The organism is Kitasatospora sp. NPDC087271, assembly GCF_044744605.1.
Lineage (GTDB): Bacteria > Actinomycetota > Actinomycetes > Streptomycetales > Streptomycetaceae > Kitasatospora.
In genome coordinates, this window is sequence record NZ_JBIUYQ010000002.1 from 21,149 (window position 1) to 33,972 (window position 12,824).

Here is a 12,824-nt window from a genome sequence, read left to right on the forward strand (position 1 = left end):
GTGCGGTCCTCGTACGGTGAGAGATAGGACTGTTGCAGTACGTAGTCACTCGGCGGAACGCGGGAGTGGGCGTACGCACGGCCCACCCGCACCTGGGCCGGGAGGCCGACCTCAGGCCAGGAGGCCGAGGTGGGGGAACACCGCGCGGCGGCTGGCAAGGATGGCCTGATCGAGTCGGTCGGCCGGATCGTAACCCGCGTCGAAGTCGCGCCAGACCGGTCGGGCGCCGTCGGTCATCCGCAGCGGGGCGGGCCGGCGGGTGCGGCGGTAGACCTCGGCGCGCCAGGACTCGGGGGTCTCGGTGGCCGGGTCGACGGGCCGTCCGGCGGCGGTGGCGACCAGGTGGGTCCAGGTGCGCGGGACGACGTCCACGACGGCGTAGCCGCCCCCGCCGGTGGCGATCCAGCGGCCGCCGGTGAGCCGGTGGGCGAGGTCGTGCAGTTCCTCGGCGATCATCCGCTGGGCGTCCAGCGTGACGGCGAGGTGGGCGAGCGGGTCCTCCAGGTGGGTGTCGGCACCGTGCTGGGTGACCAGGACCTGCGGGCGGAAGGCGGTGAGCAGTTCGGGCACCACGGCGTGGAAGGCGCGCAGCCAGCCGGCGTCGCCGGTGCCGGCCGGCAGCGGCAGGTTGGCGGCGGAGCCGGGGGCGTCCGGGCCGCCGGTCTCGGTGGGCCAGCCGGTCTGCGGGAAGAGCGTGGCGGGGTGCTCGTGGAGCGAGATCGTGAGCACCCGGGGGTCGTTCCAGAAGGCCTGCTGGACGCCGTCGCCGTGGTGGACGTCCACGTCGACGTAGGCGACCCGCTCGGCGCCGAGTTCGAGCAGCCGGGCGACGGCCAGCGCCGGGTCGTTGTAGACGCAGAAGCCGGAGGCCTTGGCGGGCATCGCGTGGTGCAGCCCGCCGGCGAAGTTCACGGCGTGCGGGGTCTCCCCGCGCCAGACCGCCTCGGCGGCGGCCACGGACTGACCGGCGATCAGCGCGGAGGCCGAATGCACGGCGGGAAAGGCCCAGTTGTCGTCGGTGCCGAGCCCGTGCCGGGGATCCGACTCGTCGGGGTGGGCGGCGGCGTATTTGACCGCCTCGACGTACTCCCGGGTGTGCACCAGCCGCAGGGTGGACTCGCCGGCGGGCGGTGCGGCCCGCACCGTCACCCCGGGCCCGGCGTCCAGCCCGAGGGCCTCGACCAGGCGCATGGTGAGCGCCAGCCGGGTCGGGTCCATCGGGTGGCCGGGGCCGAAGTCGTAGGCGGTGACGGCCTCGTCCCAGAAGAGGTGCAGGCCGCAGGGGGTGTCACGCTCGGCGTCGGGCATGGCCTCCACCGTAGCGGGTGGGGGTGGCCGGGCCTTGTCCAGGGCGCGCCGGGGGCGGGGCTCAGGGCCCCCGCGGAGGCCCTACAGACAAAACCTTCACGACTTCATATCCTCTCCGCCATGAAGCCATTCAGCGCGCAACGCCTTGGGGTAATTCTCGCTGCATTACTGGGACTTGGCCTGCTCTTTGCCGCCCAGCCGGCCTCCGCCGCGGTCAGCGGCAGCTCGTTCGCCGTCGACAAGAAGACGGCGGCGGCGGGCGACCAGCTGACCCTGACGCTCTCGCTCACCAACACCGAGACCACCGACATCTACTTCGCCTACGAGTTCATCCAGCCGATCTGGCCGGCCAACCAGGAGGCCGGCGCGTTCACGGTCACCGGGTGTTCCGGTGACTCCACCGACTGCGCCGTCAACGGGAACAACGCGAACTTCCACTTCCGGGCGCCGATCGCCCCGGGCGAGACCCGCACCGTCGCGGTCACCGTCCAGATCACCTCGGCCCCGACCTGGACCGGGCCGTACACCCTGAACTGGGCACCGTACGTCTACTACGAGTACTACCAGTCGGGCGGTGGCATCAAGGACCAGCTGTGGGCCAACGGCCTGCCCGAGCTGGCCACCGTGATCGGCTGACCTCCCTTCCCGCCCCCGCCCCCGTCACACCGTGGCGGGGGCGAGCGCCGGGGCCGGGGCGAAGCGCTCGGCCAGCGGCAGGACGGCGAGCACCAGCAGCATCGGGGCGAGCAGCGCCCAGCGGTACGAACTCGCGTCGGCGATCGTCCCGACCAGCGGCGAACCGATCAGGAAGCCCACGTAGTTGAAGAGGTTCAGCCGGGCCACCGCGGCGTCCGAGTCGGCCGGGAACAGCCGGCCCCCGGCCGCGAACACCTGCGGGATGATGGCGCAGATGCCGAAGCCGAGCACGGTGAACCCGGCGATCCCCACCCAGGCGGCGGGCGCGGCGGCGGCCAGCGCGAAGCCGAGCGCGGCCAGCCCGGCACCGGCCCGGACCACCGGGACGGCGCCCCAGCGCTGCACCGCGCGGTCGCCCAGCGCGCGGCCCAGCAGCATCGCGACCATGTAGCCGAGGTAGGACAGCTTGGCGACGTCCGCGGCGCTGCCCAGGCCGTCGGTGAGGTACTTGACGCTGTAGTTGGAGACCGAGGCGTCCGCGATGTACGCGAAGGCCATCGCCAGGCACAGCGGCAGCAGCGGCCGCCAGGGGATGGACCGCGCGGCGGCCTCGGCGGCCTCCCGGACGGCGTCCCCGAGTTCGGCCGGTCCGGCGAATCGGGTGCCGGTCAGCAGGGCCAGCGGGGCGATCACCGCCGCGACCGTGCCGAACAGCACCGGCAGGCCGAGGCCGTAGTGCGAGCCGAGGCCGGCGAGGGCCGCCCCGAGGATGCCGCCGAGGCTGAACGCGGCGTGGAAGCCGATCATGATCGAGCGGCCGTAGCGGTGTTGCAGGCCCACCCCCAGCATGTTCATGCTCGCGTCGAGCGCGCCCACCAGCAGGCCGAACGCCCCGAGCGCGACGGCGAGTTGCCAGAGCGTGTCGCCGAGGCCGGCGCCCGCGAGGCTGAGGCAGACCAGCGGCTGGACGACCCGCAGCACGGCCCGCGCGCCGGCGCGCTTCACCAGTTGTTCGGAGGTGATCGAGCCGACCCCGGCGAGGATCGGCACCGCGGCCAGGAACAGCGGCAGCAGCGCGTCGCTCAGCCCGTACCGGTGCTGGATCTCCGGAATGCAGGTGACCAGCAGCGCGAAGGTGGTGCCCTGGAGCAGGAAGCTGACGGCGAGCGCGGCCCGCCCGGCGCGCAGGCCGGGCGGGATCGCGGGTGACGCGGCACTCATGGCGAACCTCGCTACTGGCCGGTACGACGATGTTGGCGAGAGCGTAGGCGGTGGACCGCGATTGCGGGAGGGGTCGCGCAGGGACTTTCCGCAGCCGGACGGAAGGGCCGGGCGGAACCGGTCGGAGCAGGGCGGGTCGGAGCAGGGCGGGTCGGAGCAGGGCGGGTCAGAGCAGGGCGGGTCAGAGCAGGGCGGGTCAGAGCAGGGCGGTGACCTCGGAGAGGTCGGCGATCAGCCCGGTGGCCCCGGCGGAGGTCAGCTTCGCCGGGTCGGTGAGCGCGGTGTAGCCGTACACGTCCATGCCCGCGGCCCGGGCCGCCAGCACGCCGTTGGGGCTGTCCTCGACGACCAGGCAGCGGGCCGGGTCGACGCCGAGGGTGCGGGCGGAGTGCAGGAAGAGGTCCGGCGCGGGCTTGCCCACGCCGACGTCCTGGGCGCTGAAGATCCGCTCCTCGGCGACGTACCCGCGCAGGCCGGTGACGTCCAGCGCGGTGCGGATCCACACGTGGTGCGCCGAGGAGGCCAGGCAGTAGGGGACGGAGCGCTGCCGCAGTTCCTTCAGCAGCTGCTCCGCACCCCGGACGGCCGTCAGCTCGGTGCCGAACGCGTCGAAGACCCGGCCGTGGAACAGCTCGTCGAAGCCCTCCGGCAGCGTCGCGCCGTCGTACCGCTCGGCGATCACGTCGTGGATGCGGTGGGCCGCGCAGCCCATGAAGTCCCGGTAGGAGTCCTCGACCGTGGTCGGGTAGCCGAGTTCGGTCAGGTACGCGGCCAGCACCCGGTTGGAGAGCGGCTCGCTGTCCACCAGGACACCGTCGTTGTCGAAGATCACCAGGTCGTAGGCCATGCCGTCGAGCCTACCCAGCCGGCTACTTCCCCCCGGAGGCGAGCTCCCGGGAGCGGTCCCGCGCCGCCTCCAGGGCGCCCAGCAGCGCGGCCCGCACCCCGTGGTTCTCCAGCTCGCGGATGGCCGCGATGGTGGTGCCGGCCGGGGAGGTGACGGCCTCGCGCAGTTTCACCGGATGCTCGCCGGAGTCGCGCAGCATCACCGAGGCGCCGATCGCGGACTGCACGATCAGGTCGTGCGCCACCTGCCGGGGCAGGCCGAGCAGGATGCCCGCGTCCGTCATCGCCTCGACCAGGAAGTAGAAGTAGGCCGGGCCGGAGCCGGAGAGCGCGGTGGCCGCGTCCTGCTGGGCCTCGGGCAGCCGCAGCGCCTTGCCGACCGAGCTGAAGATCTCCTCGGCCCGCTCCAGGTGCTCCTCGGTGGCGTGCGAGCCGCCGGAGATGACGCTCATCCCCTCGTCCACCAGGACCGGCGTGTTGGGCATCACCCGGACCACCGGGGTGCCGGCCGCCAGCCGCTCCTCGAACCAGGCGGTGGGGATGCCGGCCGCGGCCGAGATCACCAGCCGGTCCGCGCCGACGTGCGGGGCCAGCTCCTCCAGCAGGGTGCCCATGTCCTGCGGCTTGACGGCGAGGATCAGGGTGTCGGCGAGTTTGGCGGCCTCGGCGTTGGAAGCGGCCACCACGCCGTAGCGGGCGGCGAGTTCGGCGGCGCGCTCGGGGCGGCGGGCGGTCACCAGGACGTCCGCCGGGTCCTTGCCGGCCCGCAGCAGGCCGGAGAGCAGGGCCTCGCCGATCTTGCCCGTGCCCAGGAAGGCGATCTTCTGTCCGTGTGCTGCGCTGGCGCCCATGGCCGCTCCTTACCTCGGTACTGCGGCCATCCTCGCACCGCACGGGGGCACCCGCAGGGACCGTCCAGCCCGTGGTCGGCGACGGGTTGCCCCGCCTCGTCCCTAGGGAGAATCTCGGGGGTTTCCCCTATGGCCTCCGGCGCCGCACGGGAGCACCGTGGAGTCATGGCACACGACGAAATGTCCCGACGTGAGAACCGGCAACTCGCCGTCGCCTCGGCGACCGTGGGACCGTGGCGGACGGCCGCGGGGGTCGGTGCGGTGGTGGGTGCGACCGCCCTGGGGATCGACGCGATCTCCGGGCACTGGTCCCTGGGCATGCTGGCCGGGCCGGCCGGCTGGGCCCTGTTCTTCTTCTTCCTGGTCGGCACCGTCGGCGGGCAGCTGCGCCGCGACACCTCCGAACGGCGGCTGCGCCGCTGGGCGAACGACCACCCGTGGCAGTCGGCCCTCCCGGCGGCCGGCGGGCTGCTGGTGCTGGACATGCTGGCGCAACTGCTGCTCGGGGACGCGGGCCTGTTCGGCGCGTTCTTCCTGGCGCTGCTGCCGGCCGGCATCCTGCTGGCCGTCGCCGGGATCGTGGGATCGGTGAAGCAGGCCCGCACCAAGGACTGACGCCCCCGCAGAGCGCACCGGACACGGCCGGAACGGAACAGACCGGGACGGATCACCGCGCCCGCACACGAGTTCACCACAAGGTGTGCCCCCGACCGACGAATCGTCACACCCCGTCGGCATACTGGCGCGATGCCGATAGCCGAAGATCCACAACCGCGCCCCGCCGAGGGCCGTGAGCCGGGCGGGTCCGACCCGTCCGGAGCGGGCGGGAAGGACCCGTTCGCAGACCTCGTCCTGGACGAGGAGTTCGTCAAGGGGGCCGCCGTCACCGAGCAGTCCGGGCGCACCCGGATGCTGGCCGCCCGGTGGAAGCACACCCCGCCGGTCGACCCGGGCGGCCGCCGCTCGGTCAACGACGGCCCGGCCAAGGCAGGCCGCCGGTTCGGTCGCACGCCGAAGCCCCCGGTGACCGACCCGTGGGGCAACCCGCGCCCGCGCCGCCGCCGGCTGGACTGGCGCGCGCCGCTGTACGTCGTGCTGACCATCGCGGTGCTGCTCGCGGCCCTGAACCTCGACGGGCTGCGCAGCTGGTACTCCGACCACTACGGCGGCGACTCCTCGACGGCCCGCACCCCCGTGCCCACCGTCGCCCCGGAGACGGCCAAGCCGACCGCCGCACCGCCGAAGGTCGACGAGCAGCAGCCGACCGTGGACCACCCGTGGGCCGGTTCCATCGCCGAGGGCTGGCCGAACGGCGCCGAGGCCTTCGTCCTGCCCGACGCCCGGGCCACCGGCGTGTTCTCCGCCGAACAGGTGGGCGCCCAGCTGCAGTTGGTCAAGGACTACCTGACCGCCGCCAACCTGGACCCGCAGGTGATCGCGGGCGGCCGGCCGGAAGCCGCCCTGGCGCTGCTGGACCGGGAGGACCGGGACCGCGCGATCGACGCGCTGGCGAACCCCTCCAAGGACACCGACCCGACCACCTGGTTCAGCCGCTTCGACCAGCGCGAGGCCGTCCAGGTGGGCGACACGGTCAAGGTGCAGGGCCGGATCACCTTCGAGGGCGACGGGGACAAGGGCCTCCTCGTCCACGCCGACTTCAGCTACGTGTACGCGATGCGCCCCGGCCCGGACGCCGCCAAGCGCGCCGCGTCACCCCAGCCGCCGACGGGCGGACAGCCGCCGACGAAGCCGGCCGCGCCGAAGGACGGCACGGCCAGGCCGGTGGGCCTGCTGGTGCCGGCGGCCGACGTGACCGGGGACACCTGGACCACGCGCACGATCGTGCGCCGGGTCGAGAACTTCCGCTTCTACGACCCGGCCCGCTACCGGACCAACCCGAAGAAGCTCGTGTTCGGCGAGGGCGGCGGTTCGGAGTCCGCCAACTCGTCCTGCGACGTCTACGACGGCTACTACCACCCGCAGTTCGACCAGTTCGCGGCGCAGTCGCCGGACGCCCCGGGCAGCCGTCCGACCGGCCCCACGACGGACCCGTACGACCGCCGCAAGGACCTGTCGACCGCCGACGAGTGCGGCGCGGCCAGCCGCCTCTGAGGCTCAGCCCCGGCGCTTGCCCCGGCCCGGCGCCTTGGCGCCGGGCCGGCCGCTGCGGCCCGCCTGGCGCTTCTCGTACTGGGCGACGGCCCGCTCGTACGAGGAGCGCCTGACCGCCTCGCCGGGGGCCTCGACCAGGCTGCGGGCGAAGTAGGCGGCCAGGCTGCCGGCGCCGCCGATGAGCCAGACCGCGCCGAGCGACTTGTCCTCGGCCATCCAGCCGCTCAACTGGTCCTTGCCCTCGGTGAGGACCTTCCAGGTGCGCATGACGCACATCATCGAGCAGACCGCGATCGCGGCCGTCAGCAGCCCGTTCAGGAAGCCGCCGCCGTCGGAGAGGGCGACGCCCTCGACGCCGAAGCGCAGCAGCAGGACGGCGGCGGCGGTCGTGACCAGCGCGCCGGCCGACACGGCGACGCGGCGCAGCCAGTAGCCGTTGTCCCGGTTCACCCAGCTGGTGCCGAACCAGCGGATCGGCTCCGGCTCGGGGGCGCCTGCGGGCTTGGGTGCGGGGGTGGGGGGCTGCTCGCTCACGGGGTCGATTATCACCCAACGCGCGAGGAGCCGCCCCGGCCTGCGGAACGGCTCCTGCGGTGCTGCGGGACTCAGCCGAGCTTGGTGACGTCGCGGACGGCGCCCTTGTCGGCGGAGGTGGCCATCGCGGCGTACGCGCGCAGGGCCTGGCTGACCTGGCGGTCGCGGTTCTTCGGGCGGTAGCCGCCCGCGGCCTCCAGGGCGCGGCGGCGCTCGGCCAGGACCTCGTCGGGCACCTCCAGGGAGATGCTCCGGCCCGGGATGTCGATGGCGATGGTGTCGCCGTCCTCGACCAGGGCGATGGTGCCGCCGGAGGCGGCCTCCGGGGAGGCGTGGCCGATGGACAGGCCGGAGGTGCCGCCGGAGAAGCGGCCGTCGGTGACCAGCGCGCAGGCCTTGCCGAGGCCGCGGCCCTTGAGGAAGGACGTCGGGTAGAGCATCTCCTGCATGCCCGGGCCGCCCTTGGGGCCCTCGTAGCGGATGACGACGACGTCGCCCTCCTTGACCCGCTTGGCGAGGATCGCCTCGACGGCGTCGTCCTGGGACTCGACGACCACGGCCGGGCCGCTGAAGGTCCAGATCGACTCGTCGACGCCGGCGGTCTTCACGATGCAGCCGTCCTCGGCGAGGTTGCCGTGCAGGACGGCGAGGCCGCCCTCGACCGAGTAGGCGTGCTCGACGCTGCGGATGCAGCCCCCGGCGGCGTCCGTGTCCAGCGACTCCCAGCGCTCCGACTGGGAGAAGGCCTCGGCGGAGCGGACGCAGCCGGGGGCGGCGTGCCACAGTTCGACGGCCTCGGCGGAGGGCGAACCGCCGCGCACGTCCCAGGTCTTGAGCCACTCGGCGAGCGAGTCGGAGTGGACGGTGTGGACGTCCTCGTTGAGCATTCCGCCCCGGTACAGCTCGCCGAGGATGGCGGGGATGCCGCCGGCCCGGTGCACGTCCTCCATGTAGTACGAGCCGTTGGGCGCGACCTTGGACAGGCAGGGGACCCGGCGGGAGACGGCGTCGATGGCCCGCAGGTCGAAGTCCAGCTCGGCCTCCTGGGCGGCGGCGAGCAGGTGCAGGATGGTGTTGGTCGAGCCGCCCATGGCGATGTCCAGGGCCATGGCGTTCTCGAAGGCGGCGCGGGTGGCGATCGCGCGGGGCAGCACCGAGGCGTCGTCCTGGCCGTAGTGGCGGTCGGCGATCTCGACGACCGTCCGCCCGGCCCGCTCGTACAGGGCCTTGCGGGCGGTGTGGGTGGCGAGGACGGAGCCGTTGCCGGGCAGCGAGAGGCCGATGGCCTCGGTGAGGCAGTTCATCGAGTTGGCGGTGAACATGCCGGAGCACGAGCCGCAGGTGGGGCAGGCGTTCTCCTCGATGATCGCGATGTCCTCGTCGGAGACGTTCTCGTTGGCCGCCTGGGAGATCGCGTCGATCAGGTCGAGCCTGCGCACGGTGCCGTCGACGAGGGTGGCCTTGCCGGCCTCCATCGGGCCGCCGGAGACGAAGACGGTCGGGATGTTCAGGCGCAGCGCGGCCATCAGCATGCCCGGGGTGATCTTGTCGCAGTTGGAGATGCAGATCAGCGCGTCGGCGCAGTGCGCGTTGACCATGTACTCGACCGAGTCGGCGATCAGGTCGCGCGAGGGCAGCGAGTAGAGCATGCCGCCGTGGCCCATCGCGATGCCGTCGTCCACGGCGATGGTGTTGAACTCGCGCGGGATGCCGCCCGCCTGCTTGATCGCCTCGGAGACGATCCGGCCGACCGGCTGGAGGTGGGTGTGGCCCGGGACGAACTCGGTGAAGGAGTTGGCGACCGCGATGATCGGCTTGCCGAAGTCCTCGCGGGCTACGCCGGCGGCCCGGAGAAGCGCCCGGGCGCCTGCCATGTTGCGACCGTGGGTGACCGTACGGGACCTCAGCTCGGGCACTGTGCTCCACTCCTTCGGGGCTCTCGCCGGCGCCCCGCCGGTAGGAGGATGCGGGGGCCGCTGTGGCTACCGAGCCTACGCCCGCCGTCCAGGCGGCGGACGGTCCGTCCGCGATGCGGTCACGCGGGCGGGCCGTCCGGGCGCGGGTCGGGCCGAGGTGCAGGTCAGGCCGGGGTGATCCCCACCGCCAGTTCCAGGACGTAGGGCTCGACCACCCGGCCGTCCGGGAACTCGGCGATCATCGCCTGCCGCTCGACGGCCAGCACCGGTTCGCGCTCGGCGGGGGAGAGCGAGGCCATGAACGAGCGGGAGACCAGGTCGTCGAGCACGTGGTCGACGGTGATCCGCCGCTCCCAGCGCAGCACCGCGCGTTCGACCCTCAGCCCGGCCGGGGCCAGCAGGGCGGTGAACTCGGCGATCCGGCCGTAGCCGTGGTAGCTGGGCAGCGCGGCGCTCAGCCGCTCCACCCGGGCCCGGACCCAGGGCACGGTCTCGTCGTGCACGTTCCACCAGACGGCGAGGGCGCCGCCGGGCCGCAGCACCCGGATCGCCTCGGGGATGGCCCGTTCGGTGCGGGTCCAGTGGAAGGACTGGGCGTAGCTGATCAGATCCGCGGAGTCGTCGTGGAACGGCAGTTCGTCACCGCCGGCCCTGACCAGCGGCAGGCCCGCCGAGGAGGCCAGGAACTGGGCGGCCATGCCCGCGTTGGGCTCCACCGCGACGACGTCGGCGCCGCGCGCGGCCAGCAGCCGGGTGGCGATGCCGGTGCCGGCGCCGACGTCCAGCACCCGGGCCCCCTTGAGGCGGCGACCGGACAACCGCTCCAGCGCCTCGAACAGCCCGTCCGGGTAGCCGGGGCGGGCCCGGTCGTACTCGGCGGCGACCCCGCCGAAGCTCTCGGCGATCTCCCGGAAGTCCTGTTGGTCCGTCATCTCTCCCCTTACGCAAGGAAGTTCGCACCCAGCCGGGCGCGCTTCCTCAGCGTACGCGCGAGGGGGTGGCCAGGTGCAAGCGGGTGAAGGCGAGCGCCTCGGCAAGGTCGGCCTCGCGTTCGGCGGGGGACGCGGAGCGGCGGGTGTTGACCTCCAGCACCACGTGGCCGTCGAAACCGGTACGGGCCAGGTGCTCCAGCAGTTCGGCGCAGGGCTGCTTGCCGCGGCCCGGGATCAGGTGCTCGTCCTTGCCGGAGCCGCTGCCGTCGGCGAGGTGGATGTGGGCGAGCCGGTCGCCCATCCGCTCGACCATGGCGAACGCGTCGATCCGGGAGGTGGCGACGTGCGAGAGGTCGATGGTGAAGTGCCGGTACTCCTCGTCGGTGACGTCCCAGCCCGGGGCGTAGGCCAGCACCTCGCGGTCGCGGTAGCGCCACGGGTACATGTTCTCCACCGCGAAGCGGACGTCGGTCTCGCCCGCCATCCGGTTGATGCCCGTCACGAAGTCCCGGGCGTACTGGCGCTGCCAGCGGAACGGCGGGTGGACCACGACGGCGCTCGCACCGAGCTTCTCGGCCGCCGCCCGGGCCCGGACCAGCTTGGTCCACGGGTCGGTGGTCCACACCCGCTGGGTGATCAGCAGGCACGGCGCGTGCACGGCCAGGATCGGCAGCTGGTGGGCGTCGGAGAGGCGGCGCAGGGCCTCGATGTCCTGGCTGACCGGGTCGTTCCAGACCATCACCTCGACCCCGTCGTAGCCGAGCTTGGCGGCCAGCTCGAAGGCGACGGCGGTGCCCGCCGGGTACACCGACGCGGTGGACAGGACCACCTTGGTGTCGGGGATGTGCAGGGCCGGGTGCGAGGGCAGCACCAGCCGGTCGGTGGTGCGCAGCAGCGGCGGGCGGGCGGCGTCGCGGCGGGCGGCCTTGACCGAGCGCACCGACTGGACGGCGGCCTTGGCGGCGCCGGCGGCCCGGGCGGTGCGGGTCTCCCGGGGGGCGGCGGTCGCGGCGGCCTTCCGCGTTCCGGACTTCCTCGCTTCGGGCTTCGTCCCCGCGGGCTTGCTCGTTTCGGACTTCGTCCCGACAGGCTTCGTCCCGGCGGGCGTCTTCGCCTCGGACGCGCCTCCCGCGGGCTGCTTCGCCTCGGGCACGGACGGCTGCTCGGCGGCCTTGCGCGCGGCGCTCTTGCGCCCGGTGCGCCGGGCCGCCTCGACGGCCTTCGCGGCCTGCGCCCCGGTGGCGCCCTTGCCGAGTTTGCGGCGCGGGCCGTCCGGCCGCGGCTGCCCGTCCCCGGGAGCGCGGCCCTCCCGCGTCCGGTCCTCGCCCGCTGGTTGCGCCACGGGAGACAGCGTAAGCGGACCGCGCTCCGAACGGGACCGGATCCCCGGCCGGCCCCGGCGGGAGCCGCCGGACGGGCCACGGGGCCGACGGTGTGGAGCCCTGCGGCGCGGGGGCCCTACGGGGTGAGGGCCGGGCGGCGGCGGTCGGCGGAGCCGTCCATGGCGTCCAGGCGGCGCAGGATGATGCCCTCGCGCAGCGCCCACGGGCAGACGTCCAGCTCGTCGAGGCCGAACAGGTCCATCGCGGCGTCCGCGACCAGCGCCCCGGCCAGCAGCTGCTTGGCGCGGCCCTCGGAGACGCCGGGGATCCGTGCCCGCTCCTCGACGGTCATCGAGGACAGTCGCGGCAGCCAGGCGGACAACCCGCTGCGGGTGAGCCGGCGGTCGGTGTACGGGCCGGCGTCGGCGGGGGCGGCGCCGGTCATCCGGGCCAGCTGCTTGAAGGTCTTGGAGGTGGCGACGGCGTGCTGCGGCGCGCCGAGCCGGGCGACCTCGCCCACGACGGTGGCCATCTCGGCCCGGATGTGGCGTCTCAGCCCGCGCAGCCCGTCCGGGTCGGCGACGTCGCCGGGCAGCCAGCGGGCGGTGAGCCGACCGGCGCCCAGCGGCAGCGAGCAGGCGACGTCGGGCTGCTCGTCCAGGCCGCAGGCGATCTCCAGCGAGCCGCCGCCGATGTCCAGGTTGAGCAGTCGGCCCGAGGACCAGCCGAACCAGCGCCGGACGGCCAGGAACGTGAGCCGGGCCTCGTCCTGCCCGGACAGCACCCGCAGCTCCACCCCGGTCTCCGTGGCGACCCGGCGCAGCACCTCCTCGCCGTTGGCGGCCTCCCGGACGGCGGAGGTGGCGAACGGCAGGATGTCGACGACCCCCTTGTCCTCGGCGACCCGCAGCGACGAGGCGATGTGGCCGACCAGCCGCTCGACGCCTGCCTCGCTTATCGCGCCGTCGCCGTCGAGCAGTTCGGCCAGCCGCAGTTCGGCCTTGTGCGAGTACGCGGGCAGCGGGGCGGCACCCGGATGGGCGTCCACCACGAGGAAGTGGACGGTGTTGGAACCTACGTCGAGTACACCGAGTCGCATAACTCTCCACGCTACGCGATCCGGCCCCGGGCGAAACCGGTCTCGAC

Annotated in this window: 12 protein-coding genes; 3 read left to right on the forward strand and 9 right to left on the reverse strand. The window is 73.7% G+C overall.

Going from position 1 to position 12,824, the window contains the following annotated elements; translation table 11 throughout:
* Positions 1-111: 111 nt before the first annotated feature.
* A complete protein-coding gene (locus tag ACIO9K_RS03390; RefSeq protein WP_400326709.1) occupies positions 112-1,308 on the reverse strand; it encodes an acetoin utilization protein AcuC in 1,197 nt (398 codons plus the stop codon).
* Positions 1,309-1,428: 120 nt separating this feature from the next.
* On the opposite strand from ACIO9K_RS03390, the gene ACIO9K_RS03395 reads away from it, so the two are divergent.
* Positions 1,429-1,944 (forward strand): hypothetical protein, encoded by a 516-nt coding sequence (locus ACIO9K_RS03395; protein ID WP_363587765.1) that lies wholly within the window; start codon positions 1,429-1,431, stop codon positions 1,942-1,944.
* Between the two features lie 24 nt (positions 1,945-1,968).
* Here the strand turns inward: ACIO9K_RS03395 and ACIO9K_RS03400 are convergent, their stop codons facing one another.
* From ACIO9K_RS03400 to proC, 3 genes are all read right to left on the reverse strand, one after another.
* On the reverse strand, positions 1,969-3,165 hold the full coding sequence (locus ACIO9K_RS03400; protein WP_400326712.1) for an MFS transporter: 1,197 nt from the start codon (positions 3,163-3,165) through the stop codon (positions 1,969-1,971).
* Between the two features lie 196 nt (positions 3,166-3,361).
* Positions 3,362-4,012: an HAD family hydrolase gene (locus ACIO9K_RS03405; RefSeq protein WP_400326714.1), complete on the reverse strand. Its 651-nt coding sequence runs from the start codon at positions 4,010-4,012 to the stop codon at positions 3,362-3,364.
* Between the two features lie 22 nt (positions 4,013-4,034).
* Complete coding sequence (gene proC, locus ACIO9K_RS03410; protein ID WP_063348845.1) at positions 4,035-4,862, reverse strand: pyrroline-5-carboxylate reductase; 828 nt, start codon at positions 4,860-4,862, stop codon at positions 4,035-4,037.
* A gap of 165 nt (positions 4,863-5,027) precedes the next feature.
* On the opposite strand from proC, the gene ACIO9K_RS03415 reads away from it, so the two are divergent.
* On the forward strand, positions 5,028-5,477 hold the full coding sequence (locus tag ACIO9K_RS03415) for a hypothetical protein (RefSeq protein ID WP_159398487.1): 450 nt from the start codon (positions 5,028-5,030) through the stop codon (positions 5,475-5,477).
* Positions 5,478-5,609: 132 nt separating this feature from the next.
* Positions 5,610-6,974 carry a hypothetical protein gene (locus ACIO9K_RS03420; protein WP_363617803.1) on the forward strand — a complete coding sequence of 455 codons (1,365 nt, stop codon included), beginning with the start codon at positions 5,610-5,612 and terminating at the stop codon, positions 6,972-6,974.
* 3 nt (positions 6,975-6,977) lie between these two features.
* Here ACIO9K_RS03420 and ACIO9K_RS03425 read toward each other — a convergent pair whose 3' ends face one another.
* The 5 genes from ACIO9K_RS03425 to ACIO9K_RS03445 form a co-directional block, all read right to left on the reverse strand.
* Positions 6,978-7,508 carry a hypothetical protein gene (locus ACIO9K_RS03425; RefSeq protein ID WP_363587757.1) on the reverse strand — a complete coding sequence of 177 codons (531 nt, stop codon included), beginning with the start codon at positions 7,506-7,508 and terminating at the stop codon, positions 6,978-6,980.
* Between the two features lie 71 nt (positions 7,509-7,579).
* A complete protein-coding gene (gene ilvD, locus ACIO9K_RS03430; RefSeq protein ID WP_363617801.1) occupies positions 7,580-9,424 on the reverse strand; it encodes a dihydroxy-acid dehydratase in 1,845 nt (614 codons plus the stop codon).
* 164 nt (positions 9,425-9,588) lie between these two features.
* Positions 9,589-10,356, reverse strand: coding sequence for a class I SAM-dependent methyltransferase (locus ACIO9K_RS03435; RefSeq protein WP_363617799.1), 768 nt, complete (start codon positions 10,354-10,356; stop codon positions 9,589-9,591).
* A 46-nt stretch (positions 10,357-10,402) separates the two neighbouring features.
* Positions 10,403-11,230, reverse strand: a complete 828-nt coding sequence (locus ACIO9K_RS03440; protein ID WP_363587799.1) for a sugar phosphate isomerase/epimerase — start codon at positions 11,228-11,230, stop codon at positions 10,403-10,405.
* Positions 11,231-11,814: 584 nt separating this feature from the next.
* On the reverse strand, positions 11,815-12,777 hold the full coding sequence (locus ACIO9K_RS03445; protein WP_400326724.1) for a Ppx/GppA family phosphatase: 963 nt from the start codon (positions 12,775-12,777) through the stop codon (positions 11,815-11,817).
* Positions 12,778-12,824: the final 47 nt, after the last annotated feature.